The 26637-nt window shown below is 70.9% G+C and carries 24 protein-coding genes; 7 read left to right on the top strand and 17 right to left on the bottom strand.

The window, feature by feature from the left end:
• Window positions 1-246 precede the first annotated feature (246 nt).
• On the top strand, window positions 247-894 hold the full coding sequence (locus RB614_RS23590) for a C39 family peptidase (RefSeq protein ID WP_308714786.1): 648 nt from the start codon (window positions 247-249) through the stop codon (window positions 892-894).
• Between the two features lie 197 nt (window positions 895-1091).
• Here the strand turns inward: RB614_RS23590 and RB614_RS23585 are convergent, their stop codons facing one another.
• The 6 genes from RB614_RS23585 to RB614_RS23560 form a co-directional block, all read right to left on the bottom strand.
• A complete protein-coding gene (locus RB614_RS23585; protein ID WP_308714785.1) occupies window positions 1092-2102 on the bottom strand; it encodes a LacI family DNA-binding transcriptional regulator in 1011 nt (336 codons plus the stop codon).
• A gap of 177 nt (window positions 2103-2279) precedes the next feature.
• The gene (locus RB614_RS23580) at window positions 2280-4064 is read right to left on the bottom strand and encodes a glycoside hydrolase family 127 protein (protein ID WP_308714784.1); all 1785 of its coding nucleotides are present in this window, start codon (window positions 4062-4064) and stop codon (window positions 2280-2282) included.
• Complete coding sequence (locus tag RB614_RS23575; protein ID WP_308714783.1) at window positions 4061-4966, bottom strand: carbohydrate ABC transporter permease; 906 nt, start codon at window positions 4964-4966, stop codon at window positions 4061-4063. The genes RB614_RS23580 and RB614_RS23575 overlap by 4 nt, the downstream gene beginning before the upstream one ends.
• The gene (locus RB614_RS23570) at window positions 4966-5844 is read right to left on the bottom strand and encodes a carbohydrate ABC transporter permease (protein WP_308714782.1); all 879 of its coding nucleotides are present in this window, start codon (window positions 5842-5844) and stop codon (window positions 4966-4968) included. The genes RB614_RS23575 and RB614_RS23570 overlap by 1 nt, the downstream gene beginning before the upstream one ends.
• A 94-nt stretch (window positions 5845-5938) precedes the next feature.
• Complete coding sequence (locus tag RB614_RS23565) at window positions 5939-7108, bottom strand: ABC transporter substrate-binding protein (protein ID WP_308714781.1); 1170 nt, start codon at window positions 7106-7108, stop codon at window positions 5939-5941.
• 213 nt (window positions 7109-7321) lie between these two features.
• Window positions 7322-7639, bottom strand: coding sequence for a hypothetical protein (locus RB614_RS23560; RefSeq protein ID WP_308714780.1), 318 nt, complete (start codon window positions 7637-7639; stop codon window positions 7322-7324).
• Between the two features lie 212 nt (window positions 7640-7851).
• On the opposite strand from RB614_RS23560, the gene RB614_RS23555 reads away from it, so the two are divergent.
• Window positions 7852-8202 (top strand): hypothetical protein, encoded by a 351-nt coding sequence (locus RB614_RS23555; RefSeq protein WP_308714779.1) that lies wholly within the window; start codon window positions 7852-7854, stop codon window positions 8200-8202.
• Window positions 8203-8260: 58 nt separating this feature from the next.
• On the opposite strand, the gene RB614_RS23550 is transcribed toward RB614_RS23555, so the two are convergent.
• From RB614_RS23550 to RB614_RS23540, 3 genes are all read right to left on the bottom strand, one after another.
• The gene (locus tag RB614_RS23550) at window positions 8261-8764 is read right to left on the bottom strand and encodes a permease-like cell division protein FtsX (protein ID WP_308714778.1); all 504 of its coding nucleotides are present in this window, start codon (window positions 8762-8764) and stop codon (window positions 8261-8263) included.
• Window positions 8765-8774: 10 nt separating this feature from the next.
• Window positions 8775-9218, bottom strand: coding sequence for a permease-like cell division protein FtsX (locus RB614_RS23545; RefSeq protein ID WP_308714777.1), 444 nt, complete (start codon window positions 9216-9218; stop codon window positions 8775-8777).
• Window positions 9219-9509: 291 nt separating this feature from the next.
• Window positions 9510-10682, bottom strand: a complete 1173-nt coding sequence (locus RB614_RS23540) for an epoxide hydrolase family protein (RefSeq protein WP_308714776.1) — start codon at window positions 10680-10682, stop codon at window positions 9510-9512.
• 182 nt (window positions 10683-10864) lie between these two features.
• Between RB614_RS23540 and RB614_RS23535 the strand changes: the two genes are divergently transcribed.
• Both RB614_RS23535 and RB614_RS23530 read left to right on the top strand, forming a co-directional pair.
• Window positions 10865-12058: an SMI1/KNR4 family protein gene (locus RB614_RS23535; protein ID WP_308714775.1), complete on the top strand. Its 1194-nt coding sequence runs from the start codon at window positions 10865-10867 to the stop codon at window positions 12056-12058.
• On the top strand, window positions 12048-12626 hold the full coding sequence (locus RB614_RS23530; protein WP_308714774.1) for a hypothetical protein: 579 nt from the start codon (window positions 12048-12050) through the stop codon (window positions 12624-12626). The genes RB614_RS23535 and RB614_RS23530 overlap by 11 nt, the downstream gene beginning before the upstream one ends.
• Before the next feature lie 239 nt (window positions 12627-12865).
• Here RB614_RS23530 and RB614_RS23525 read toward each other — a convergent pair whose 3' ends face one another.
• The 5 genes from RB614_RS23525 to RB614_RS23505 all read right to left on the bottom strand — a co-directional run bounded on the left by RB614_RS23525 (window position 12866) and on the right by RB614_RS23505 (window position 18334).
• A complete protein-coding gene (locus RB614_RS23525; RefSeq protein ID WP_308714772.1) occupies window positions 12866-14047 on the bottom strand; it encodes an ABC transporter substrate-binding protein in 1182 nt (393 codons plus the stop codon).
• Between the two features lie 196 nt (window positions 14048-14243).
• Window positions 14244-15095 carry a MaoC family dehydratase gene (locus RB614_RS23520; protein ID WP_308714771.1) on the bottom strand — a complete coding sequence of 284 codons (852 nt, stop codon included), beginning with the start codon at window positions 15093-15095 and terminating at the stop codon, window positions 14244-14246.
• A complete protein-coding gene (locus RB614_RS23515) occupies window positions 15092-15520 on the bottom strand; it encodes a Zn-ribbon domain-containing OB-fold protein (protein ID WP_308714770.1) in 429 nt (142 codons plus the stop codon). Before RB614_RS23515 ends, RB614_RS23520 begins: the two co-directional genes overlap by 4 nt.
• Window positions 15517-16689: an acetyl-CoA acetyltransferase gene (locus RB614_RS23510; protein WP_308714769.1), complete on the bottom strand. Its 1173-nt coding sequence runs from the start codon at window positions 16687-16689 to the stop codon at window positions 15517-15519. Before RB614_RS23510 ends, RB614_RS23515 begins: the two co-directional genes overlap by 4 nt.
• A complete protein-coding gene (locus tag RB614_RS23505; RefSeq protein ID WP_308714768.1) occupies window positions 16679-18334 on the bottom strand; it encodes a class I adenylate-forming enzyme family protein in 1656 nt (551 codons plus the stop codon). Before RB614_RS23505 ends, RB614_RS23510 begins: the two co-directional genes overlap by 11 nt.
• A 121-nt stretch (window positions 18335-18455) precedes the next feature.
• On the opposite strand from RB614_RS23505, the gene RB614_RS23500 reads away from it, so the two are divergent.
• The gene (locus RB614_RS23500; RefSeq protein WP_308714767.1) at window positions 18456-19616 is read left to right on the top strand and encodes an acyl-CoA dehydrogenase family protein; all 1161 of its coding nucleotides are present in this window, start codon (window positions 18456-18458) and stop codon (window positions 19614-19616) included.
• Between the two features lie 49 nt (window positions 19617-19665).
• Window positions 19666-20580, top strand: coding sequence for an SDR family NAD(P)-dependent oxidoreductase (locus tag RB614_RS23495; protein ID WP_308714766.1), 915 nt, complete (start codon window positions 19666-19668; stop codon window positions 20578-20580).
• A gap of 710 nt (window positions 20581-21290) precedes the next feature.
• Here RB614_RS23495 and RB614_RS23490 read toward each other — a convergent pair.
• The 3 genes from RB614_RS23490 to RB614_RS23480 form a co-directional block, all read right to left on the bottom strand.
• On the bottom strand, window positions 21291-22013 hold the full coding sequence (locus tag RB614_RS23490) for an ABC transporter ATP-binding protein (RefSeq protein WP_308714765.1): 723 nt from the start codon (window positions 22011-22013) through the stop codon (window positions 21291-21293).
• A complete protein-coding gene (locus RB614_RS23485; RefSeq protein WP_308714764.1) occupies window positions 22010-23884 on the bottom strand; it encodes a branched-chain amino acid ABC transporter ATP-binding protein/permease in 1875 nt (624 codons plus the stop codon). Before RB614_RS23485 ends, RB614_RS23490 begins: the two co-directional genes overlap by 4 nt.
• A gap of 76 nt (window positions 23885-23960) precedes the next feature.
• Window positions 23961-24824 carry a branched-chain amino acid ABC transporter permease gene (locus RB614_RS23480; protein WP_308714763.1) on the bottom strand — a complete coding sequence of 288 codons (864 nt, stop codon included), beginning with the start codon at window positions 24822-24824 and terminating at the stop codon, window positions 23961-23963.
• 266 nt (window positions 24825-25090) lie between these two features.
• Here RB614_RS23480 and RB614_RS23475 point away from each other — a divergent pair, with 266 nt between their 5' ends.
• A complete protein-coding gene (locus RB614_RS23475) occupies window positions 25091-26296 on the top strand; it encodes a TetR/AcrR family transcriptional regulator (RefSeq protein ID WP_308714762.1) in 1206 nt (401 codons plus the stop codon).
• Window positions 26297-26637 lie beyond the last annotated feature (341 nt).

The raw sequence follows: 26637 nt of genomic DNA, 5'->3' as shown, positions 1-26637 counted from the left end.
TTACATATGCCAGACCGCGCCGCGCTCCGCGCGCTGGCCGGTCGCCCAGCCCGCCACCACACGGGCCCGCGCCTGGCGGGAATCGCCCGCCGCCGCGGATGGTTACATCCCCCGGACGCCCGAGCAGGCCCACGGGCCGCCGGCGATCCTCCTGAGAAATCCGCTTTTACGCAAGGCATCCGCGTCCCCGGCGCGTGCGTGCCGTGTATCCCCGTGTGTCCCCCCAACGGAAGGCGTGAACTCACCATGCGTACCGACATCCTGCGCAAGCTCGCCCTGACCGTCGCCGGTGTCGCCGCCACCGCCGGTGGCATCGCCGGCCCCGCCGTCGCCGCCCAGGCCAGCCCGGCCGCGCAGGCGCAGGCCGACCGTAAGCCGGCCGGTGAGCGGGAGCTGAACGTGCGCTACGAAGCCCAGCCGAACTTCTACTACTGCGGCCCCGCCGCCGCCCGCAACGCCCTGTCCGTGCAGGGCAAGAACATCGACGTCGACGCCATGGCCAAGGAGATGGGCACCACCGAGGCCGGCACCAACAGCATCAACGACATCACCCCGGTCCTGAACAAGGAAACCGGCGACGACGACGCCTACAAGTCGGTGGAGATCCGCGAGAACAATGCCGACGGCAAGCAGACCGACAAGCTGCGCACCGACATCGTCCGCACCATCGACGAAAGCCGCGCGGTGGTCGCCAACATCGCCGGCACCACCACCGACACCGACGGCGTCACCCACTCCTTCGAAGGCGGCCACTACATCAGCGTCGTCGGCTACCGCGATGACGGGAAGACCGTCACCATCGCCGACTCCGCGAACCCGGACCAGGCCTCCTACCGCATCAGCGTGGACAACCTCGCCGACTGGATCGCCACCCGCGGCTACTCCACCTCCTGACGATCCGCACCACCGAAAGGGCCGGCCCCACGAGGGGTCGGCCCTTTTCGTCACACCAGGACCGGCCGTCCCGCGGACCGGCGAACGTCCGGCGCGGGCGGCGGCGCGGTGGTGAGGTGTCGTGGCCGCGGGGACACCTTGGACGGCCTGCGGCTCCCCGCAGGGGCCGGGGTGAGAACGCCGACCGCGAAACCTCGCTAGCTCGCGGGTGGGGCGGTCGAGTCGCGGACGACCAGGACGGGGTCGAAGACGTCGAGGCGGGGCTCGCGGGCCGCGTCGGGATCGCGGGCCAGCATGACCGCCTGGCGCACGGCGTGGCCGACCACCTCGGCGATCGGCATCCGCAGTGTGGTGAGTGCGGGCACGGTGTGGCTCACGATCAGGATGTCGTCGAAGCCGACCACGGAGAGCCGGTCGGGCACGGTGGCGCCGAGGCTGTGCGCGGCGTGCAGCACCCCGATGGCGACCAGGTCGGTCGAGGTCGCCACCGCGGTCGGCGGGTCGGGCAGTGCCAGCAGGCGCCGGAGCGCGGCGTCGCCACCGGCCAGCGTGTTGGGGCAGCGCTCCAGGTAGCCGGCGGGGACGCCGCCGAGGCGTTCGCGCATGAAGTCGGCGTAGGCGTCGTCGCGCACCCGGTAGTCGTTGGGGAGCACGGCGCTGACGAACGCGATGCGCCGGTGGCCCAGCGACGCGAGGTGGCTGAGGCCGGACCAGATGCCGGCCCGGTCGTTGGCGTCGACGGTGGGAAACTCCAGCGGGCTGGTGCCCTGCCACAGCGCCACGACCGGCACCTGGGAGGCCCGCAGGTCGGCCAGCAGCTGCGGCTGCGCACCCATGTCGCCGAGCAGGACGATGGCGTCGGTGTGCCGGATCTCGAGTACCGAAGTCAACGAGGTCGCCGCGTCGAGCCGGCCGTGCACGTGGCCGAGCACCACGTTGTAGCCGTGGGCCATCGCCTCGACGACGAGGGCCTCCACCGCGCCGGAGTAGAACGGGTCGCTGAAGTCGCGCACCACCGCGCCGATCAGGTTGGTGGACGCGCCGCGCAGGCCCCTGGCGAGGGGGTTGGGCCGGTATCCGAGCCGCTGGGACGCCTGGATGACCCGCTCCCGGGTCTCGGCGCCGATGCGCACCGTGGTCGGCACCCCGCTGAGGACGCGGGAGACGGTGCTCTGCGAAACGGCGGCCGCGGCCGCGATGTCGCGCATGGTCGGGGCCGGACGCGGACCCGCGGACGGCGCCGGCGGATCACCCGCGTCCGGCGCCTCGTCCGGGGATGACCGGGGACCTCGTGCAGCGGGCGACATCGCGGCCAGACTAGCACGAATACGATTGCACTCAGGGTTTGGCCTCTGGTTGTCGAGGAGCTCGGTCGCGGCGTCGGATCACCGCGGGATCCACACGCGCATGCCGTCCGCGCGGCGGTTGCCCCACGCGAAGTACGGGATGGCGCCGGCGACCAGCTCGCCGTCACGACCCGGTGCCCGCACCGGGATCCGCACGCCCACGGCCGCGCCGACGTCGGGCCGCGCGACGGTGACCGGCCGCCGATCCGGATCCCAGGTAAGCTCCTCGAGCTGGATCGCCGGGGGCAGGTCGTCCGACTCGACACAGTAGACGATGGGGCCGCGCTCGACGGCGACGCAGCCGCGTACCGCGTCGATCCTCGGGTCGGGCTCGGTGGCGCGCACCCGGAGGTCGAGATCGAGCACGACGGTGTCGCCCGCCCGCCAGCGCCGGGACAGCTCGACCGGGCCGGGGCCGGCGTCCCGTATGCCGTCCGGGCCGGCGACCGTGGCGGAGGTGCACCACGCCGGCACGCGCAGCGCCAGCGTCCAAGCCTCGTCCGGCGTCCGACCGATGTGGACGGTGACGCGACCCTGCCACGGGTAGTCGGTGCGCACCGACAGCGCGACGTCACCGGTCGAGATCTCCGAGGTCGCGTACTGGTGCAGCCGCACGCCCGTGCCGTCGCTCGTCGCCTGGTACCGCTCCCAGCTGCTGAGCAGCCGCATCAGGTTGGGCGGGCAGCAGGCGCACGGGTACCAGGGGGCGCGTTCGCTGTGGCCGGGTGGCTCGTAGGTGCGTGAGGTGCGGCGCTGCAACGGATTGGTGTAGAAGAAGGACGTGCCGCCGAGCGAGATGCCGGACAGCACGCCGTTGAACATGGCCCGCTCGATCGCGTCCCCATAGGACACGTCGCCGGTGGCCAGCAGCAGGCGCCAGGCCAGCATGACGCTCGCGATGGCCGCGCACGTCTCGGCGTACGCGCGGTCCGGCGGAAGCTCGAACGGGTCGCCGAACGCCTCGTCGCGGTGCCGGCTGCCCATCCCGCCGGTCAGGTACGTCCGGGTGCGGATCAGATCGTCCCAGCGGCGGCGCACGGCGGCCAGCAGCTCCTCGTCGCCGAGCTCCACCGCCACGTCCACCGCTCCGCAGTCGAGGTAGAGCTGGCGCACCGCGTGACCGGCCACCGTCGCCGCCTGCCGGACCGTCGCGTGGTCCTGCCAGTACGCGGCGCCGAAGCGCTCCGCGCCGAGCAGCCCGCGCCCGCGCAGGTCGAGCAGCCGGGCGGCCAGGTCGAGGTAGCGCCGCTCCCCCGTCACGCGGGTCAGCTCGACCAGCGCCATCTCGATGCCGGGATGCCCGTCGACGCCGTCGCGCCGCCCCGGCCCGAACTCCTCGTCGACCCGGCCGGCGGCCCGTCGCGCGATGGAGAGCAGGCGGTCGTCGCCGAGCGCGCGGTGCCACGCGATCCCCGCCTGGATCAGGTGGCCGACGCAGTAGAACTCGTGGCCCCAGGCGAGGTCGCGGTGGGGTGTGCCGCCGCCGACCACCTGGACGAAGCTGTTGACGTAGCCGTCGGCGCGCTGCGCCTTCGCCACCACGCCGATCGCCTCGTCGGCGGCCGCGGCCAGGCCCTCGTCGGCACCTCGGCCGAGCTCCCAGCCCGCCGCCTCCAGCCATTTGTACACATCGGAGTCGAGGAACTTCAGGCCGGTGCCGGCGCTGTCGGAGTACGCCTGGTACCGCCCCTGCGCGCCGGCCGCCATCCGCAGGTTGTCGAGCACACCGGAGCGGCGCAGCTGCTCGAACCCGTGCGGGATGGTGCGCGTCCGGTTGAGCCGCAGCCGATCGGCCCAGAACCCGTCCGTGATCCTTACCTTCATTTCGTCGCTCCGCTCATCAGGCCGGACACGTAGTACCGCTGCAGCAGCAGGTAGACCAGCACGCACGGGATGATCGAGATGGTGATCCCGGCCTGGAGCATGCCCCAGTCGGTGCCACCGAGGCTGGTCTCGGTGCGGGCGGCGGCCAGGATCAGCGGGAGGGTGAACTTCGAGCCCTTGCTCATCATCACCAGCGCGCCGAGAAACTCGTTCCACGACATGATGAACGCGAAGAGCGCGACCGTGACGATCGCCGGCACCGTCGACGGCAGGAAGATCCTCACCAGTGCCTGCCACGACGACGCACCGTCCACAATGGCCGCCTCGGCCAGCTCGCGGGGCACCGCGCTGAAGCTGTTGCGCAGGATGTAGAGGCTGAACGGCAGCTGGATCGCGGTGTGCAGGATGGCGAGGCCGACGAGCGAGTTGGTCAGCCCGATGTCGGCGAACATCAGGAATATCGGCGTCAGCATCGCCTGGTAGGGCACGATCAGCGCCAGCAGCAGCACGACGAAGATGACTTCCTTGCCGGGTATCGGAAACCGGGCGAGGGCGTACGCCGCGGGCACCGTGAGCAGCAGCGTGAAGGCGATCGTCAGCAGTGCGGTGCCGAGGCTGTTCCACAGGTACGTCGGCAGCCCTTGCTGGTACGACCACAGCCGCTGGTAGCTGTCGAGGCTCACCGAGTGCGGCAGGTAGGTCGGTGGCGAGGCGGCCGCCTCGGCGGTCGGTTTCACCGAGGCGAGCACCGACATGACCAGCGGCATCAGCATCACCGCGCAGATGGCCAGGCAGATCGCGCCGACGAGGTAGCGGGTCCGGCCGGGACCGCCGCTGCCGCGCCGGGGCTCGCGCCGTGGACCCGCGACGCGGGCCCGGGCGTCGAGCAGACCGCGGGCCATCACACCTCGCTCCGGCGGGCCAGGAGCAGCTGCACGACGGTGAACGCCAGGATGGTGACCGCGAGGACCATCGACAGTGCGGCGCCGTAGCCCAGTTTCAGATACGGGAACGAGTTGAGGTAGACGTAGAAGACCGAGGTCGCCGTCTCGTTCTGCGGCTGGCCCGCGGTCATGATGTAGAACTGGTCGAACGCGAGCAGCGAACCGATGACGCTCAGCAGCGTCACCAGCAGCACCGTGCGCAGCGTCAGGGGCAGGATGACCCGGGTGACCCGCTGCCGGTGGCTGGCGCCGTCGACCATGGTCGCCTCGGTGATCTCGGTGGGCACCGCCTGGATCGCGCCGACGAAGAGGATCATGCCGAAGCCGATCACCTTCCACACGACGGAGGTGCTGATGGCCAGGTTGGACATGTCGGCGTCGACGCCCAGCCACAGCACCGGCCCGGAGACCAGGCCCAGGTCCATGAGCACCCGGTTGACCAGGCCGAAGTCGGCGCTGAAGAGCCAGTACCAGAGCAGGCTCGACACGCCGAGGCCGATGACCACGGGGACGAACACGACGGTGCGGGTGACCTTGCGCAGCGGGGAGTTGTGCGCGGTCAGCAGGGCCAGCAGGTAGCCACCCACGATCAGCACCGGCGTGATGAGCGCGGTGTACTTCAGCGTGAACAGGAACGAGACCCAGAACTGGCGATCGCCGAACACGCGCTCGTAGTTGTCGAACCCGACCCAGACCGGCGGTGTGAGCAGCGACCAGTTGTGCAGGGACATCCACATCATCTGGCCGAGCGGATAGACGGTGAAGACGAGGACGAAGGCCAGGGCGGGCGCCAGGTAGGCGAACCCGACCAGCCGGCCCCGTTTGCTGCGGTACACGCGGCTCCTCCACGGGGTTGGCGGCCGCGCCCACCGGGGCGGGGATCCGATGGGGCGCGGCCACGTGGGTGTGGCGGTCAGGCGGCGTGGCCGGTCAGGACTGGCCGGCTATGTCCTTCATCGCCTTCTTGGCGTCCGCGATGACGGTGTCGAGGTCGTCGTCCGTGTAGTAGGCGCGCTGGAGCATCTTCAGCCACGGACCCTGCGGCGAGTTGATCTGCTCGAAGAACGTCAGCGTGTACGGCGTACGGCCGACCTCGAGCGCCTTCGCCACGTCCTGCACGAGCGGTTCGGCCTGGAAGTACTTGTTGTCGACCATGTCGGTGCGGGTGGTCAGGTTGAGCGCCTTGGCGTACACCTCGACCTGCACCTCGTCGGAGAGCAGGAACTTCATCACGTTGACCGCGTCGGCCACCCGCTCGCTGCCGCGCGGCACGACCACCAGGTCGCCGCCGATGAACGACGCGGACGAGTTCGGCGCCATCCCGGGCAGCAGCGCGATGCCGAACTTCATGCCCGGGTTTTGCTGGCGGGCCAGCGTGATGTTGAAGTTGCCGGTGCCCATCATGCCGACCTTGCCGGACCCGAACTGGAGGTGGAACGTCTCGCCGTTTTCGGTGCGGTCGCCGCTGTGCACGTTGCCCGCCTGGACCATGTCCCGGGCGAACTGGAGCACCTGCTTGACCCCGTCGCCGACCAGCGGCTCGTCGCCCTTCGCCTTCGCCTCGATCGTCGCGCCCGAGGCCCACATCAGCGGCCCGACGGTGAAGATGTTGCAGCCGGCGCAGTTGCCCGGCAGGTAGTACCCCTTGACGTCACCGCCCAGCGCGGTGATCTTGTCCGCGTACTGGCGCAGCTCGGTCAGGCTCGTCGGCGGCTTGTCCGGATCCAGACCAGCCTTGGTGAACAGGTCCTTGTTGTAGAACAGCGCCGACACGTCGGCGTAGAGCGGCACGCCGTACAGCCGGTCCTCGTACGTCGCGACCGTCATGTGCCCCTTGCTCGCCGTCTTCAGCTCCGGCCACTCCTTGATCCGGTCGGTGAGGTCGACGAGCTGCTGCGCCTTCTCGAACTGCGGCGCGTAGATGAGGTCCATGCCCATCAGGTCGGGCACCTCACCGGACGCGATACCTTGAGCGATCTTGCCGACCATCTCCGTGTGCGGGATGTAGGTCAGCTTGATCCGGCAGTCGGGATTCTTGACATTCCATGCCTCGACGAGCATGTCGACCATCTGCTTGTTGCCGCCAGAGCGCTCCCACATCGTCAACTCGCCGCTGCTGGCGCATCCGGTGGTAGCCGCCGCGACGGCCTGGTCGTCGCTGGAATCATCGGCCCCTGGGCTGCAAGCCGCGACGACCAGAGTCGCCGTGGCCGCTAGGACGGGCCACCTGAGACGGGTCCTCATCCCTCGCTCCCTCACATCGAGTTCCACCCGGCCTGACCGGACCATACTCGGCTGCGCATACGATTGCATTCATTCGTTTTCATACTGAGACCAGCCGCCGAGGTCCGGCTCGTCAGCCGCACGTCCGGACGCGGGCCAGCGGGCCGTCCACGTCCTCTCCCCGTACAGCGAGGTGTAGCGGATCTCCACGGTCATCCGCTCCTGGAGCAGGGTGGCGAACTCGGCGTGCCAGTCGACCGTCGGGTCGTAGTCAGGGACCCAGAGCAGATAGTCGTCGTAGCCGGTGGCCAGCACGTCGCGGCCGGAGAAGGTGTGCGCGGACGGGCGGGGCCGCGCCTCACCCCGGATACGGTTGGAGGTCTGCTGGTCGAACGGTCCGACGGGCACACCGTCCAACCACACCGCGGTGCCGGTGAGTACCGCCGGGGCCAAGACCGGAGTTGGTCAGCCGCAAGCCGGCAATCTCGCCAGGCCGGAAGCGAGCGCGCAACCCCAACGCCGGCCGCACACTGCGGCGGTTGTGGTCGCGCGAGAGCCACGACTGGTACGTGCACACCGCGGGGTTTACGGCCTGCGCGGCCCGTTGAAGAATGCTCTGCGTGGCGAACACCGACGCACGACGGCGCTGGCGAGAGCAGCAGCTCGCGGAACGACGCAGACGGCTCCATCCGGACGTTGCCCAGGGCGACCTTGAGGGATTCGCGTTGGTGCGTCCGGACGGGTCCCTGACGGCTGAGGTCGTCCACGTGCAATGGATGGACGACCACCCGGCAGGTCCCGACACCCACGTGACGGTCTCGTTCGCGGACGGGTCGAACGTGGAGTTCGCATTCGATGTACCGGTCGTGAAGGTCCGCGCGGCCGACCTGCAGGTGGTGAGCCCAGACGACGCACGTCAGGCAGCGCCGTCCCGGTGGGGAGCCGACGCCGAGCGCTGGGACCACGCCTGACCCGCCGCCTTCGAACCTCTGCGGCGGGTCTGCACGTCCGCCGCGCCCACTCCCCTGGCTAGGGGCAGTCCAGGAGGAGGGCGTTGGGACGGCCCTCGGCGCGTGGCTGGACCACGATGACCAATCGCACCCCGGCCAGCTTCCCCACGGGAGCCAGTGCCGCGCAGTCAATCGATCGGTCGGGGATCTCGACGCGAAACGACTCCGCTACCGCCGCCGTCTCGTCGGCGAGGCCCAAGTCGCCGCCGACCTCGCGAAGCCTCGCCAATGTCCGTTCGCGACTGTCCACCTGGACGCTGTCGGCCGGATACAGACGGGACAGCGACGACTCCACCGCTGTCTTCTGCTCAGTCGTGATCTCGGCGGTGAGAAACACGGTCACGACGTAGCCGTCCGGCGGCCCGTCGTCCACCACGAGGAGCGTCACCGTCGTGGCGGCGACCGCGCTGCCCACGAACGCGGCCACGACGACGGCCGCGTACACGACCCAGCGCAGCCACGGCGCCGACCAGCCTGCCGGTGCGCCGGGCGGGGGCGCGCCTGCCGGCGGCTCAAGGGGCATGGTCGACATGTTAGGGGCAGTCCAGTAGCACGGCGCAGGGGCGCCCGGCAGCGGCCGGTTGCCAGACTCGGATGGCCTCGACGCCGTCCATCCGCTCCACCGGCGACAGTGCCGCGCAGTCGAACGCCTCGACAGTAGTCGTCACCACGAACGACTCCGGCAGGCTCTCGGGCCGAACGCTCTCGACCAGGTCCGGGTCGTCCTTGTAGGTCTCCTTGAACCGCTGGTACGCCTCCTCGCGGGTTTCCAAGCCGATCGTGTCCGCGGGGTATCGCGAGGAGAGCGCGGATTCGACGGCCGCCTTCTGCTCAGCGGGAAGGTCCACGTCCAGAATCACCCTCACCTCGTACTCGCGCGTGGACTGTGGTTGCTCGTCGCGCACGACCAGGAGTGTCACCGCGGTGGCGGCACCCGCCCCGCAGAGCATCGCCGCCACGACCACGGCCGGTAGCACGACCCAACGTAGCCAGGGCGCGGGCCGGCCAGCGGCGGAAGGCGGCGAAACGGCCGCTGGAGACATGTCAGACACGGCCGCCATTGTCTACTACCATGCCAACTCCATCGGACCCGTCCGGGCGCCGCTTGTGCACCTGGACCGGTTCGGCCGGACACCCTGCCCACTCCGAAGGGCAGGATCCATCCCAAGACATGAGCTACCGCGACGTCCGCGGTGGTCCGGACCGTTGCTCCCGCGGCCTCACCGCCCGCGGTTGGCATCCGCCGTACCCTCGCGATCGAGCGCCGGTCAGCGGAGTGGACGGAAGAAGGCGCGCAGGTCCTGGACCAGCAGGTCGGGCACCTCGAGCGCCGGGAAGTGGCCGCCGCGGTCGTGTTCTGCCCAGTACCTGATGTCGGGGTAACGGCGGGCGGCCCATCGTCGGGAGGTTCGCGGCACCTCGGCGGGGAAGATGGAGGCGCCGACCGGCACGCGGACCGGCTCGGCGTACGCGCCGCTGATCCAGCGCGACACGCTTTCGATGCTCTGCGCGTACAGCCGTGCCGAGGACGCGGCGGTTCCGGTCAACCAGTACAGCGTGATCTGGTCGAGGATCTGATCTCGGGACAACGCCCCCGGCAGATCGTCGGTCGGTCCCAGAGCGTGGTCGCTCCAGGCGATCAGTTTCTCCGCCATCCAGGCGCACAGGCCGGCCGGGGAGTCCAGGAGGGCGTAGCCGATGGTCTGTGGTGCGGTGCGGTGCATCTCGGAGTACGCCGACGAGGTTCGTCCGCGCTCGTGCATCCGCGCCAGCGCGTCCCGTTCGGCGTCGGTGAGGTCGCCGGTCGTCGTCGGGTCCGGGCCGGCCAGGGGCGGGACGAGATGGACGCCGGCCACCTGGTGGGGAACCAGCGCGCCGAGTGCGCTGGAGACGCTGGTGCCCCAGTCGCTTCCGGTCGCGCCGTAGTGGGTGTAGCCGAGGCCGGCCATCAGCTGTGCCCAGGTGGTGGCGATGCGCTCGATGCCCCAGCCGGGACCGGTCGGTTTGGCGCTGAAGCCGTACCCGGGTAGGGACGGGATCACCACGTCGAAGGCGTCCTCCGGCGCACCGCCGTGGCTGACCGGGTCGGTCAGCGGCCCGACGAGACCGACCAGTTCGAGCACCGAGCCGGGCCAGCCGTGGGTGAGGACCAGCGGCAGCGCCCCGGGTTGTACCGATCGCGCGTGCAGCACGTGTACCCGCACCCCGTTCACGTCGACGCGGTACTGCGGGACCGCGTTCAGCCGCGTCTCGGCGGCTCGCCACCGGTAGTCGGTGGCCCAGTACCGGCACAGGTCCCGCATCACCTCCAACGGGACGCCGTGTGACCACCCGGGTGACGGCGCCGGCTCGGGCCAGCGGGTACGCGCCAGGCGGGCGCGCAGGTCGACCAGATCGGACTCCGGCACCTGTACCCGGAAGGGCTCGATGTGGATGGACACGGGACCTCTCCTGGATGCTCGGACGGCGTTGGCGCACGGTGGTTCAGGCTACGAGCAGGCGGCGGCCGAGCTCCGCCGTTTTCCTGGCTTGCGAGAACCCGGCCGCGCCGGCGGCCCGAGGAGTCGGCTGGAACAGGGCGGGTCGCGGGCGGATCTTGCCGGCCCGGGTTAGCCTCACCCGGGTGGACGTGGATCAAGTCGACCGGATCAAGCGAAAGCTCGCCTGGCTACCCGAGGCCGCCGGCCTGCGCCGGATGAACCCGGCGCTCTCCGCCGAGCAGGTCGCGGCGTTCGAGGCCCAGCACGGGGTGCGGCTGCCCGAGGCGTACCGGCTCTTCCTGACCGAGATCGGCAACGGCGGCTGGGCGCCGGACAACCCGATCCTGCCGCTGGAGCAGTGGGACCGCGGGCTGTGGTGGGACTCTCCCGGCGGGATGGCCGCGCCCTGCCCGCTCCCGCTCGGGGTCGACTTCGGCCAGGACTGGATCGACCGCTACCTCACCGCCGACGAGGACAGCGACGACGACCTGCTGCCCGGCACGCTGACCCTGGCGCACCTGGGCGGCACGTTCTACCTGCTGCTCGTGGTCTCCGGGCCGGCCCGCGGGCGGGTGCTGGAGTTCGACCGGGACGGCCAGCCGCCGCGCATCCATCCCCAGCCGGACTTCCTCACCTGGTACGAGGAGCGGTTGGACCGCGCGCTGCCCAGCGGCGCGGTGGAGCCGGAGCCGCTGGTCTTGCCGCTCGGCCGGATGCTCGGGCCGCTGTTCACCGCCGCCGGGCCACCCGCCGAGGTCGGGATCCGGCTGGCCGGACGCACATACATGACGAGCCCGGACGAGTACGTGATCTGGCGGCTGGCGCACGGCCCCACCGAGGCGCGGTGGCGGGACCGCCCGTGGACGGCACAGTCCATCGCCGGGGCCGCGGCCGAACGCGACGACTTCCCCGACGCCCGCGCCCAGCTGGCCGGCCTGCGACGCAAAGGGCTGGTCACGTACGTGCGCCGCGGGACGTCGCAGGCCGTCGACTTCGCCGCCCGCCACCGCGTGGTGCCGCAGCTACCCGGGCTCGGCAACACCCCGCAGGAGCCTGGTTTCCACCGGATCGGGCCACCGGCCAACCCGTTCGTCAAGGTGGACTCGAACGTGTACCAGCTCTGGATCCGCCTGCCCATCCACGCCGACCTCTGGTCGGCCTGCCAGGGCCTGACCCGCGCGGCCCGCAACTCGGCACCGGGCTTCGAGACCGACCCCGAACGGCTGCTGGACGCCCTGCTCGACGTGCTGCACCTGCTGCTCGCCGTCGAAGCCGCTCACCTGGACGCGCCCGACCCGCGGGCGCCCCGCCACGAGGAGGCCAGCGATGCCCGATGAGGCGCCCTTGTTGCCGGTCGGCCAGTACTGCGGCCAGTTCTTCTCCCCGCGCGGCGAGTTCCGGTACCAGCAGATCCGGATCGGGCGCGGCTTCGTCCGCCTCGACGACGTCCGGCAGTACGCCGCCTGGGTCTTCGCCCACGGCACACCCGACGGCGGCACACCGACCCGCCGCACGGTCCAGGCCGCGTTGCGCACCCAGGGCCTGCCCACGGCCGGCGTGATCGAGGCGCTCCTGGCCAGCGGGCTGGCCGCCGAGGTGCCACCGCAGAACCTGGCCGGCTTCGCCCGCGCCCACCGGCTACTGCCGCTGCGCGCCGGACTCGGCAACAAGCCCGACGACCTCGACGGCTACTGGATCGGCCTGGCCAACACCCAGCAAGGGGTTCGCGTGGACCGGCTGACCGCGCGGCTGTGGCAGCTCGGCGCCGAACACGACCACCTCTGGGCCACCTGCCAAACCATCGCGCCCGGCGCCGACCCCGCCCCCCTCGCGGCCCAGGCCCTACCGGCGCTGCACACCCTGCTCCGCCACGGATCCGCCTACCTGGACACCGCACCGTCCTAATCGGACCTCCGGCGACCGGCGCGAGCCGGGCCCGGACGTCACGAAGGCCAATCCGCCGCGCCGCAGCCGCCCTCCCGACCGGATGTCCACGGTGGACACCGCTGCCGGCGGGCAGCCCGCCACGCAGGACTCGGGACGCGAAAGGCGTGGCGCCGGTGCCGGCTGTACGCGGCTCTTCCGGGTGCGGACAAGGTGTGCCCCGCCGGCCCGACGGGGCACACCTCGCACGGCCAGCACGGTCAGCCGGCCTGCTCGACCGGCTTGCCGTTTTCGAACTTGAAGGCGACGAGGCAGAGCTTGAACGCGCTGTGGCCTTCCTTGTAGCTCATCTGGCAGCCCTGCTTGCCGCTCACACCCTCGACGGGCTCCATGCCGTCCAGGGCCTGCGCCAGCTTCTCCCCGTCGGTGTCGCCGCCGGTCTTGTCGAGCGCCCTGTCCAGGATCATGAACGCGTCGTACGTCGCGCCGGCCTGCTCGACCAGGGCCACCTCCGTGCCGTTGTTGTACTCGTCGGCGTACTTCTTCGCGAACTCCTGGTACTGCGGCTTCGACGGCTGCATGTTGGAGAAGGTGTAGATCGCCGGCAGCTTCGTGTAGGCGTCGCCGCCGATCTTGAGGGCGTCCGGCGCGATGAGCGAGCTGAACCCGAGCACCGGCGTCTGCACGCCCTGCTCCACCATCGTCTTCATCGCCAGGCCGGCGTCGGCGGCGGAGCTGCCGATGGCGATCACCGAGTCGGCTCCCGAGCGCTTGATCTCGGCGATCGGGCCGGAGAGGTCGGTCGCGTTGAGGGCGTACTTCACGGTGGCGGCGGGCTGGAGCCCGGCGGCCTTGGCCGCTTCCTCGATCGGGCCGAACAGCGTGGCGCCCGTCGGCCCGTCGTCGGCGAGCACGACCGGCTTCTTGTAACCGAGCTTGGTCAGCAGCTCCATCATCTGCACCGGGTAGTCGCGCTGGTCGTGGCCGACGCGGTAGGTATAGACCGCCTTGTCGAGGAACGCCGGCGAGATGGTCGACGGACCGAGAAAGACGATCTTGCGGGGCTCGGTCACCTGGCGGATCGCCAGTCCCTCGATCGTCGTGTACGCACCGACGACCGCCTGGGCCTTGTCCACCGTCACCGCGCGCTGGGCCACCTTGACCGACTCGTCCGGGGAGAGCTTGTCGTCGTACTCCTTGACGACGAGGTTGCGCCCGCCCGCGCCACCGCCGGCGTTGATGTCCTTGACCGCGAGTTTCGCCGAGTTGAGCATCATCTGGGCGGCCGCGCTGTTGCCGCTGGTGAGCGGGACCGGGACGGCCACCACGAGGTCTTCGCCGCCGCCCTCGCCGCCCTGGCCGGTCTCGTCGCCGCCGCCGCAGGCCGTCAGGAGCAGCAGGAGGGCGGAGATGCCCGCCGCGGTCGCGTGGATTCGTTTCACAGGAATGTGCCCTTCGCCGATGTCATCCGATGAGAGGAGAGGCCCCAGTCCCCAAGCCGCCGCGCTGGTCCGGCCGGCATCGCGGCGCTCACAACGCCACCTATCCACGTATCACTTAACAATGCAAAACAGTTGCACAGGTCACAGGTCACGTCAAGGATCTGTCATCGGATCGTGACCCGGATTTCACACAGGCTCAGGAAGCGCGGAGCGCGAAGACACCGCGGTCGAGGACCACGCGGTCGCCGGCGCGGGCCTGGAACTGGACGCCGCCGCCAGTCTTCCACACGTTCACCAACAGGTCCTGGCCCGGATACACCGGCGCGGTGAACCGCACGCCCATCCGGCCGAACCGGCCGGGATCCCCGCCCGCGTAGGCGTGCAGCAACGCGCGGGCGGCCACGCCGAACGTGCACAGTCCATGGAGTACCGGCCGCGGAAACCCGGCCCGCGCCGCGGCGACCGGGTCGGAGTGCAGCGGGTTGCGGTCGCCGCTGAGCCGGTAGAGCAACGCCTGTTCGACGCGCGTCTCCATCCGCAGGCTCGCGTCCGGGTCGCGGGCCGGCAGTCGCCATTCGGCCGGCGCGGGGCCGCGCCCGCCGCCGAAACCTCCCTCGCCCAGCACGAGGCTGGTGCTGCGGGTCACGGCCACGGGCGCGCCGGTGTGCGGGTCGCGGAGGGTGGTACGCAGCACCACGATGGCGTCTCGGCCCTTGTCCAGGATCGCCTCGGCGACGGTGTCCGCCTCGACGGACCCTTCCGGCGGCAGGGCGGCCCGAAGCTCGATCTCCATCCCCGCGTGCAGCACCTGGCTCAGCTCGAAGCCGCCGAGGCGCGGGTCGAGACCCAGCGACGCCAGGGTGACCACGAAGGAGGGCAGCACCTGCTGCGGCCGGCCCGCGGAGTTCTCCGTGACGAACGCCAGCTCGTCGAAGCGCTCGTCCGAGCCCGCGCCGACGCCCAGCGCGTAGAGCAGGGCGTCACTGCTCGACCAGGTGCGCGGCTCCGGCGGCCAGGGCTGGCCCACGACCCCGACGTCGAGACTCATCGGGCCAGGCGCCACTGGGGGATGCCGACGTCCGGGTTGGCCCGCATCACGAACGCCCGCACCCGGGCGCCGACGGCCACCTCACCGGGCTCGCAGTCGACGATGTTTCCCATCAGCCGGGGACCCTCGTCCAGGTCGACCAGCGCCAGCACGTACGGGACCATGCCCTTGAACGGCGGCACGCCGTTCTGCCGGACGACGCTGAACGTGTAGACCGTGCCCAGGCCGGAGACCGCCTCGAACACGGGCGTCGCGCCGCAGCTCATGCAGATGCCGCGCGGGTAGTGCTGGGCGGAGCGGCACTGCGGGCAGCGCTCGATCGTGAGCGTGCCGGCGGCGCAGAGCCGGAAGTACTCGTTGGCGAGCGGGTCGTTTCCCGGCAGCGGCCGGTCCCAGTCCTCGACATCGATCACTTCGAGCGTCATCGCGCACTCCTTCCGAGGATCGAGACACCGATCGTGGACAGCCAGCCACCCGAACCGGCGGCCAGCGCGACCTCGCAGCCCGGTACCTGTGCGTCGCCGGCGGCACCGCGCAGCTGCCGCGTGGCCTCGATGAGCAGGAAGATGCCGCGCAGCCCGGGATGGCAGGAGGAGAGCCCGCCCCCGTCGGTGTTCATCGGAAGGGCACCTCCCTTGCGCAGGTTTCCCGCCTCCACGAACGCGCCGCCCTCGCCGGGAGCGCAGAACCCGAGGCTTTCCAGCAGGAGCAGGCAGGTGATGGTGAAGCTGTCGTAGAGCATCACCATGTCGACGTCCTTCGGGGCGAGCCCGGCCCGGGCGAAGGCGTCCGGGCCGGCGAGCGCGCCGGCCGTGGTGGTGAGGTCGGGGGCCTGGCTCACGGACCAGTGCGTCTGGCGGGCCGCGGTGCCCAGGATGTAGACCGGCGGCTGTCTGAGGTCGCGCGCCCGCTCCTCGGTGGTGACGATCACCGCGCCGCCGCCGTCGGTGATCGCGCAGCAGTCCAGAAGGTGGAGCGGATCGGCGACCATCCTGGAGCCCAGCACGTCGTCGACGGTGATCGGGTCGCGGTACATCGCGTTCGGGTTGAGGGCGGCGTACTCGCGGACGCCGACGGCGATCTGGGCCAGCTGCTCCGCCGTGGTGCCGTACTGGTACATGTGCCGCTGGGCGGCCATCGCGTACGCCGCCACGGTCGGGTTCCCGTACGGCGCCTCGTACTGCTGGGCCCCGATGGGTGGGCGGCCGTAGGCCGTGCCGAGCGACCGGCCCAGCCGGGTCAGCAGGTCGCTGCCGTAGACGAGCACGATGGTGTGGGCCAGACCCTCCCGGATCGCCGCCTCGGCGTGCTGGAGCTGAAACTCGTAGGCCGATCCCCCGGTGTAGGTGCCGTCGAGCCACCTGGCGTCGATGCCCAGGAACTCGGCGGTCTCGGGCAGGTCCGAGCCCGGTACGCCGGGGATCCACGCCTCGGCGACGGCCAGACCGTCGATGTCCTGCTTGCGGACACCCGAGTCCGCCAGCGCCCGCCGCAGGGCCTGGGCCTGGTGTCCCCGGGCGTCGAGGTGAGGGGCCTTCGGGTAGTCGGACAGCCCGATGCCACAGATGACGGGAGTGCGATCCTCACGTGCCACGCGTGGACTTCCCTTTCTGGTCGGAACGACGCTCCAGGAGGAGATGCTTCTGGATCTTGCCGGAGGCGGTCGCCGGGAGCTCGTCGAGGACGTACCACTCGGTGGGGAACTTCTGCTTGGTGAGCCGCGACGTCTCCAGGTGCCGGAGCACGCTCTCCGGCCCGGTCCAGGTGACCCCGGGCGCCAGCGTGACGAACGCCCCGACGGCCTCGCCGAAGCGCTCGTCGGGCACGCCGACCACCGCCGCGCGGTCGATGTCGGGATGCGCGACGATCGCCTCTTCGATGTCGCGCGCCGAGAACTTCTCCCCACCCCGGTTGATGATGTCCTTGATCCGGCCGGTGACGCGCAGCCAGCCCTCGGCGTCGACCGTGCCCACGTCGCCGGTGTAGAACCAGCCGTCCTCGTCCACCTGCGCGGCGGTGAGGGCCGGATCGGTGTACCCGATGAGGCTCTGCGGCCCCCGGGTGCGCAGCTCTCCCTCGGCGCCGGGCGGCAGCGGGCGCCGGTACGCGTCGACCGCCTCGAGCTCGGTGCCGTCGATGAGCCGCCCGTCGTAGTCGGCCCGCCGTTCGAGGTCGCTGTCGAGCCCGGGGAAGGTGATCCCGCCGCCGGTCTCGGTCATGCCGTAGCCCCGCATCGCGTGCACGCCGAGCGCGTCCGCCTCCCGGATCAGGCCCGGCGGTGTCGCGGCGCCGCCGCTGACGAAGCGGGTGATGCGGTGCGACGCGCCCAGACCGTCGCGGTAGCCGCGGACCAGATCGTGCAGGAACACCGCGGCGCCGGTGGTGAACGTGACCCGCTCCCGCTCGATCAGGCGGGCGGCCGCGTCGCCGTCCCACTTCGGCATGATCACCACACGGGCGCCGACGCTCACCGGCCAGGCGAAGCCGCTGACGAAGCCGGCCAGGTGCGACAGCGGCGCGCAGCAGAAGAACACCTCGTCCTCGGTCCACGCCATCCGCGCGCCGACGCTGCGGTTGTTGGCCACGAACGCCCGGCCGGTCAGCATCACGCCCTTCGGCGCCGAGGTGGTGCCCGACGTGTAAAGGATGAGCGCGCACGCCTCCGGCTCCAGCGGATCCGGGAGGCCGGCCTCCTCGCGCGGCCCGTCCGGCCGTGCCGGAAACGGCGCCCACCCGGGCACGGTCGTCTCCCCGACGACGTATCGGACGGTGCCGTCGAGGCCGGCGCCGGCCAGGTGCCGCTCGAACTCCGCGCAGGGGCGCCGGGTCGCGGTGTCCTGCCCGGCGATGACCACCGCCGGCCGGCAGTCGGCGACGATGTGGCGCATCTCGTGCTCACGGTAGATCGGGACCACGGGCACCGAGACCGCACCGATCCGGAACGCGGCCACCTGTGCCAGCAACGCCTCCACGCGGTTGGCGAGCTGGACGAGCACGCGGTCGCCCCGCCGCACTCCCCTGGCGACGAGGTCCGTGGCTATCGCCGTGGCCCAGGAGGTGAACTCGCCGTAGGTGAGACGAAGCTCGTCGATGCAGAGGAACTCGCGGTCCGGAAAGTCGCGCGCCACCCGGTAGACGAGCCAACCGAGCCGCTCGTCGTCCCACAGACCGGCATCGACGTAGGCCGCCTCACGCTGGGCTCGTGCCTCGTCCCGAGCATCCTCGGTCACAGTCGTCACGACCGTCCTCCCTGATGCGCGAAAGCCTTTGACGCCGCCAAACTCTTGATAGTTTGCATGGTTAATGAAATCCTCGCAAGGGTTACCACCAGCTGTGCGGACCGCCCCAGGGAGCGCCGAGATGGATTTCGACCTCGACACCGAGCAGGTCGCTTTCACCCGCCTCGTGCGGTCCTGGGTCGACGACAACTACCCCAAAGAGCGGTGCCGGGCGATCGAGGCGGCCGACGGCGTCTTCCCCGTCGACCTCTGGAACGACATGGCCAAGGCCGGATTCCACGGCATCGGGATCGACCCGGAGTACGGCGGCGAGGGCGGCGACGTGGTGACCCAGTCGATCCTCGCCAGGGAGCTGACCAGAAACCTCGGCGGGCTCTCCGGCGTCTGGGGCGTCTCGTCGTTCGCCGGCGGCAAGACCCTCTCGACGTACGGCACGGCGGAGCAGAAAGCCGAGTACCTTCCCCGGCTGGCGCGGGGTGAGATCCGCTTCTCCATCGCGATCACCGAGCCGAGCGGGGGCACCGACCTGCTCGGCGCGATGCGTTCCCGGATCGACAAGGTTCCCGGTGGCTGGCGGCTCAACGGCCAGAAGGTGTGGTCCTCGGGCGCCAACACCTCCGACTACCTCGTCGTGCTCGCCAAGGACCACGAGGTCGGCCGGTCCAGGTCTGCGCTCACCGCCGTGCTGGTCCCCACGACCACGCCCGGACTGGACATCCGGCGCATCCCCAAGCTCGGCATGCGCAGCTTCGCGGCCTGCGAGGTCTTCTTCGACGACGTGGTCGTGCCCGACGAGATGCTGATCGGGGTGCGCGGTCGAGGCTGGCACCAGCTCCTGCCGACGCTCAACAACGAACGGATCATCACCGCCTCGTCCGCGCTCGGCGTTCTCGACGCGGTGCTGGAGGACGCGCTGCAGTACGTCAAGGAGCGCCAGGCGTTCGGCAAGCCGATCGGCCAGTTCCAGGCGCTGCAGCACTACGTCGCCGACATGGTCGCCTGGCGTGAGCAGGCGGAGCTGCTGGTGCGCCGGGCCGCCTGGCTGCAGTCGCTGGACCGGCCCTGCGGGGTCGAGGCGACCCTGGCCCACTACGTGTCGGCCGAGTACGCGAACCAGGCCGCCGACCGGGGCATCCAGCTGCTCGGCGGCCTGGGCTACTCCATGGAGACCGACATGCAGCGCTACTGGCGCGACTCCCGGCTGTACCGCATCGCGCCGATCACCGGCGAGATGGCGCGCAACATGGTCGCGGAGGCGCAGGGCCTCCCCCGCTCGTTCTAGCAGCCTCCCCCGCTCGTTCCAGCAACTGACTCCCGAGGAGGGTTCCCGCATGACACTGTCCGGCAAGGTCGCCATCGTCACCGGAGCGGGCCAGGGCATCGGCCGCGCGGAGGCCCGGGCGCTCGCCCGGGCCGGGGCCCACGTCGTGGTCAACGACGTCGGCCGCGCCCCCGGCGACCCGACCGTGCGCACCGCCGACCGGGTGGTGGCCGAGATCCGGGCGGAGGGCGGCTCGGCCGAGGCGAACCACTCCGACATCACCAGCTGGGACGGCGGGCGCGAGCTGATCGAGCAGTCGCTGGCCCGCTCCGGCGCGCTGGACGTGCTGGTGTGCAACGCCGGTATCGTCCGCGACCGGACACTGGCCAAAATGGACCTGAAGGAGTGGGACGACGTCGTCCGCGTGCACCTGCACGGGCACTTCGTCCCGATACACTTCGCCGCCGTCCACTGGCGCGAGCGGGCCCGCGAGACCGGGAGCCCCGTCGACGCGGCGATCGTCACGACGTCGTCGGAGGCCGGCCTCTGGGGCACCTTCGGCCAGGCGAACTACTCGGCCGCCAAGGCCGGGATCATCGCGCTGACCCAGGTCGCCGCCCGCGAGCTCGCCGCCTATGGCGTGACGGCGAACTCCATCTGCCCGCGGGCGCGGACCCCGATGACCGAGGGCGTGGGTCTGGACATGGACCCGCTCCCCGGCGAGGTCGACGAGTGGGACCCCGAGGGGATCGTTCCCTGGATCGTCTACCTCGCCGGACCGGGCGCCCGCCGGATCAGCGGCGAGGTGTTCGTCGTGCACGGCAACACGGTCAAGCGGATGGAGTCGTGGCGACCGCTCACCCAGATCCGGCGGGACGTCCACTGGGACCACGACTCCCTCGACGCGGCGGTGGCGCGGCTCGGCGCCGGGAGCGACACGATGCGGATCGGCGACTTCCTGGAGCTGCGCGACCGCCTGGCCTGATGGAGCCGCTGGAGACCGTTGGATCAGGGTGGCCACGGCGCGCGTCGCCCGGCCAGGACGCAAACCTTTCGCCATGATCAAAACCCGGGACAGTGGGCTACCGCGACGTCCGTCGTGGTCCGGACCGTCGCGCGGGGTCCCCGGGGAAACGTGGAGCGCAGCGGAGCGTTTTCTTGGGGTGCATTCCCGCGGCCTCACCGTCCGCGGTTGGCCGCGTCACCCCTGCGCCTGCGGCGAGCGGGACGCGCGGCACCTGCCCTCGACGGTCGATGTATCCGCAGGGCCCAGGCCCGATGGGCCGGGCCCGTTTCGGGCCCAGGCACCGCGCGGGCCGCGCATCCCTGCCCGGATCCCGTCTGGGGGCTGAACGGAGTAAGCGTGACCGCGGCGGACGGGTGAGCCCGCGATCTGGACCAAACCCCTAGGGAGTCGGGGTCCGGCGCGTCCACCCCGCCTGTGATCGAAGCTCCCTTCAAGTCGCTAGAACGACTTGAAGGGAGCTTTGATCACCCTGACCCCGAAAGGGCACTAGATACCACGATCTCGACAGCCGCCCGGCGCGCCCGGGCCGGTCGACGGTCTGGCGCTCACGAGCGTGACCAGCGGCGGACGGTGAGGCCGCGGGAGCGACGGTCTGGACCACGACGGGCGTCGCGGTAGCTCGAAAATCCCTGAGGAATTGGGTTTTCGCGCCCGTGAAGGCGGCCGCCTCAACCGAAGTACGCGGCCTGCAACCGGTCGCCGGCCAGCATGTCCGGGCTTCCCTCGGCGGCGATCACACCTTCCCGGAGCACGATCAGCCGGTCGCAGGTCTTCGCGACCCGCTGGCTGTTCTGCTCCACGATGAGCATCGAGATTCCCTTGTCCCGCAGCGACCCGAGCGACTCGTAGATCCGGTCGATGACCATCGGGGCGAGGCCGAGAGAGGGCTCGTCCAGCAGGAGCACCTTGGGGTCCTGCACGATCGCCCGGGCCAGGGAGAGCATCTGCTGCTCGCCGCCGGAGAGCAGCCCGGCGAGCTGGTGCCGGCGCTCCCGCAGGATGGGGAACAGCCCGTAGACGAGCTCGCGGGTGGCGTTCAGCCTCGCCCTGACCCGCCCCCGACCCAGCGACATGGTGGAGAGCTCGAGGTTTTCGTCGACGGTCAGGGGACGGATCACGCGATGCCCCTCCGGGAGGATGACCAGGCCGGCGCGGGCGAGGGTCGCGGTCGTACGGCCCTGGATGCTCGCGCTCTGGAAGAGCACCTCACCGGAGCGCGCCTTCAGACCTCCGGAGAGGGCACGCATCAGCGTGGTCTTGCCCGCGCCGTTCATGCCGACCAGACCCAGGATCTCCCCCGGCCGCAGGGCCAGGCTGACGTGCCGCAGGACGGGCTCGAGACGTCCGTACGAGACGGAGAGGTCGCGCGCCTCCAGAAGCGGGGTACTCATTCGACGGCTCCGAGGTAGGCGGCGCGGACAGCGGACCGGGCGAACACCTCGGCGGGCGGCCCCTCCGCGATGACCCTGCCGGCGTCGAGCACGTAGACGCGGTCGCAGGCCGAGGTGATCAGAAGCATGTTGTGGTCGACCAGCACCACACCGATCTGCCGCTCGCTGAGCGACCGGATCGTCGCGGCGATCTCCTCACGCTCGAACTCGGTCAGGCCGGCGCCGGGCTCGTCGAGGAGGATGAAGGCGGGATCGAGCATCAGGTTGCGGGCCACCTCGACGAGCCGCAGCACGCCGTACGGCTGGTCGGCCGCGCGGTGGTGGGCCCGGCTCGACAGCGAGAAGTCGGCGAGCAGGCCGAGCGCGCGCTCGCGCGTCTCCCGCTCGATCCGGCGGCTTCTGGGCGAGTTGGCGACCTGGCGCACCCATCCGGCCCCGCCGCGCGCATCACCGGCGATCATGAGGTTTTCCAGCAGGGTGAGCTCAGGAATGACCTTGGGACTCTGGAACGTCCGGCCCACGCCGCGCCGGACGACGTCCTGCTGCCGCATCCCGAGCAGGCTCCCACCGTCGAGCGTGAGGCTGCCACCGGCCACCCGGACGTCGCCGGTGATGGCGTTGAGCAGGGTGGTCTTGCCCGCGCCGTTGGGTCCGATCAACCCGACGACGTCACCCGTGCGCACCGCGATGCTGACGTCGTCGACGGCCACCGTGCCCCCGAACGCCACGCGCAGGTCGCGTACCTCCAGCTCGCGGGGTGGGCCGCCGGGTGGTGCGGCGTCCCGGGCGGCCGCGCGGATGGGCGTGGCCGGGTGGCCGTCGGCGGTCAGCTCGGGCTCGGGGCGGCGGCGCCGTCCGGTGAGCCGCCGCACCAGGCGTTCGATCGCTCCGGCGATCCCGCCGCGGGTCGCCAGCACCAGCACCAGCACGCCGACGCCGTAGATGAGGTCCTGTGCCTGGCTGGTGGCCAGCGACAGCTCGTCCATGACCATCAGCGCCAGCACGCCGAACAGCGGCCCGTAGAGATAGCCGGCGCCGCCCAGGATCGTCGCCAGCAGCAGCGCGGCGAGGCGGTTGAAGTTGAACGTCTCCAGCTCGATGACCAGCTGGAAGTGCGCGAACAGTACCCCGGCGAGGCCGGCCATCGCGCCGGAGAGGCCGAAGGCCAGCAGCCGGGTCGAAGCGGGCGAGACGCCCACCGAGGCCAGCACGCGCGGGCCCTCGCGCAGCGCGACCAGCCGCCGGCCCACTCCCGAGCGGTGGATGCGCCGCATCAGCTCGGCGACGAGACCGACCGCCACGGCGGTGAGCCAGTAGAACGCCGGCAGGCCGCCGATGAGGTCGGTGCCGAAGAAGGAGGGGGACGGGATCAGGTAGATGCCGACCGTCCCGCCGGTGAACTCGTCCCAGTTGCTCAGGACCTCGGCCAGCGCGAGGGCGAAGGCGAGCGTCTGGATCGCCAGGAACAGCTCGTTGAGCGTGCTGCTCGGCAGTGCGATGAGGACGGACAGCGCGGCGGTCACCAGCAGTGCGAGGACGGTGGCCAGCCAGAACGACATGTCGAACCGGACCTCGAGCCAGACGCTGGTGAAGGCCCCGAGCCCGTAGGTGATGATGATCGACAGGTTGAAGATGCCGCCGTACCCGTAGATCAGGTTGAAGCTCGCGGTGAGGACGTAGGCGATGGCGGCCGCGGTGGCGAGGTGCAGGTAGTACTCGTTGCCCGAGGTGGCCAGCCCGGCCGCGACCAGGATCAACGGCGGACCGACGACGTGCGGCCACGAGCGCGGGACGCCCGCCCGCCCGCCGCCGCGCTTGACCGTGCGCAGTGGCGCCAGATCGGCTTTGGACTCGTTGACAGTAGAGCTCATGCCCGTCCTCGCTTCGCTGCGGGCGGGCATGAGGCACCGCACGCGCTCTGTCTGATGATTCGCTCGCTTCGCTCGCTCATACCCGCTCCGCCGTTCCGCGGAAGGTGAAGAGGCCTTGCGGCCGCACCACGAGGACAAGGGACAAGATCACGAACAGCGCCGTCAGGTGGTAACCGGTCTGGATGTACTCGTCGGTCAGGGTCATGCCGATCCCCGCGATCAGCGCGCCGCCGACGGCGCCGAACAGGCTGCCCAGTCCGCCGATCACCGCCCCGACCAGCGCGTAGACCAGCAGCGTCGGCGCGACGTCCACGGAGACGCTGGCCAGCGTGGCCTGGAACATCCCGCCGATGATCACGCACACGCCGGACACGACCCAGGCGAGGATCTCGAACCGCCGGGCGCGGATGCCGTACATGCTCGCCAGTTCGGGGTCGTGGGCGACGGCGGTCAGCGCGCGGCCGATCAGCGTGCGGTCGAACAGCAGGTAGAGCAGGCCCACCAGCAGCGCCGCGAGGACGATGACCAGCAGCCGCTGCCGCGCCGTCTGGTAGTCCCCGATCGTCACCGATCCGGAGAGCCAGGGCTGCACGATCGAGGGCTCACCGCCGAACCAGGTGCGCGTCAGGAAGGTGAGCAGCAGGCCGACGCCGAGGGTGGCGAGGGTGAGGCCGATCGCCGGCACTCCCTGGCGCTGCGCGGGGTAGATGGCGACCAGGTAGCAGAGCCCGCCGAGGACGGCGCCCGCCAGCAGCGTCAACACCACGCCGGTGAACGCGTTCGACGCGCTCCAGGTGGCACAGGCGGCGCCGGCGAAGACGCAGAACCCGCCGGTACCGAAGTTCACCACTCCGCTGACCCGGAAGAGCAGGCTCACCGAGATCACCAGGGGAACCAGCACCGCTGTCGTGGACAGCGCGGTAATGGCCAGTGAGATCACTGCCGACCTCCTCGACGAGGCGTGGGGGCCTCTGGGGGGATCCTTTACATGACTAACCAATATGAGACTGACGTCACGCTGCCCCTACGTCAAGGGGGTGCGGCGTCCCGGAAGCGCTGGTCGCCTGACCGTAGTCGGAGAACCCGAGCGCCGTCTACCCATCGGTCACTTAATCTGACTAAGCAGTTCGCCGCCGGGCTGCCGCTCGGAGGATGGGACGCCGGCAAGTAACGTGGTCCTGTTTGAGCGTTCAGGAAAGGGGTCCGATGCCAGGGACGTACGCCCCGCGCCGCCGCGGCAGGCCGCCCATTCCCGAGCGGCGTGACCAGGTCGTCCGGGCGGCCGCCCGGCTGTTTCAGCGGCGTGGCTACCCGATGGTGGCGATGAAGGACGTCGCCGCCTCCCTCAGCATCACCGCCTCGGCGCTCTACCGCCACTGCGACAGCAAGAACGACCTGCTCCACGCCGCCATCACCTCCGGCCTGGACGTCGTCGAGGAGGCCCTGCGCGAGGCCGGAGACTCGCTGGAGGACGCGTTGCGGGCGCTCGCGGAGGCCGCCGTGGCGCGCGAAGACGTGTGGATCCTGGTCCGCCGCGAGCTGCGCCACCTGACCCCGGCACAGCGCAAGGCGATCCGGCAGCGGCTCGCCCGGATCCTCGGCACGCTGCGCGAGCGGCTGGCGCTCCGGCGTCCCCACCTCGACGCCGACTCGCTCGAGTTCGCCGCGCGGTCGGCCCTGGCCGCGCTGGCGGTGCCGTCGCAGTTCGGCTACCGGTTCGACCCCAAGATCCTGGCGACCACGATGGGCGACGTCGCCATCCACGTGGTCAACCTCGACGTCGGCGACGACCGCTTGGCGCCCGACGTCCTGCCCAAGAAGCCGTTCGACGGCGGGCTCTCCCGCCGGGAGGAGCTGCTGGGCATCGCCGCCCGGCTGTTCGCCGAGCGCGGCTACCAGGAGGTCAGCCTCACCGACATCGGATCGGCCGCGGGCATGGCCGGCCCCAGCCTCTACCACCACTTCGACCGCAAGATCGACGTCCTCGTCGGCGTGCTGCGCCGGGCCGCCGAGTGGATCGAGCTGGACCTGCACTCCGCGCTGACCGCCCACGACGACCCGGTCCGCGTCCTGCGCCAGCTCGTGACCGACCACGTCGACCTCGCGCTCACCCACTGGGACCTGTTCCGCGTCTACCAGAACGAATCGATCCAGCTCCCACCCGACGAGCACAGCTGGGTCACCCGCTCGCACAAGGCGTTCATGGAGCGCTGGGTCGAGCTCGCCCGGGCCGCACGCCCCGACTACACCGAGACACAGGCGCGCGTGCACGTGTTCTCCGCGCTCTGCGTCATCAACGACCTGGCCGGCTCGGCCCACATGCGGGTCCATCCGGCGTTCCGCGCCCGCCTGGAGCACGCGGCCTTCGGCTGCATCGACGTGGCCCGCGACACCGCGCGCCCGAAGGCGTAACCGCTCAGATCCAAAGCAGCGCCCGCTCCTGACGGCCGACGTGATCTCGCACGCCCGGCCTCGGTACCCGGCCCGCCCCAAAGCGGTCGACGCGCCGTGATCGTGGTATTCCCGTGCCCCTCCCGAGGCACCTACGTACCACGATCTCGACGACCGCCCGGGGTGTCCTTGATCGGTCTGCGGCTCGGCCCGTGAGCGGCTAGGCCCAGCCCGGAGCCTCGGTGGGCGATGTCGGGGACATTGCCCACTCATCCGGGCCCGGGTCAGAGAGTTTGTCGGTGCGAGCCGGAGTCCAGGCGGCGTCAGGTGGGGCGGGCGCAAGGTCGCATACCGGTGTTGTA

The organism is Phytohabitans maris (genome assembly GCF_031085175.1).
Lineage (GTDB): Bacteria > Actinomycetota > Actinomycetes > Mycobacteriales > Micromonosporaceae > Phytohabitans > Phytohabitans maris.
The sequence above is the reverse complement of the archived record's forward strand: the minus strand, read 5'-3'. Positions and strand labels throughout refer to the sequence as shown.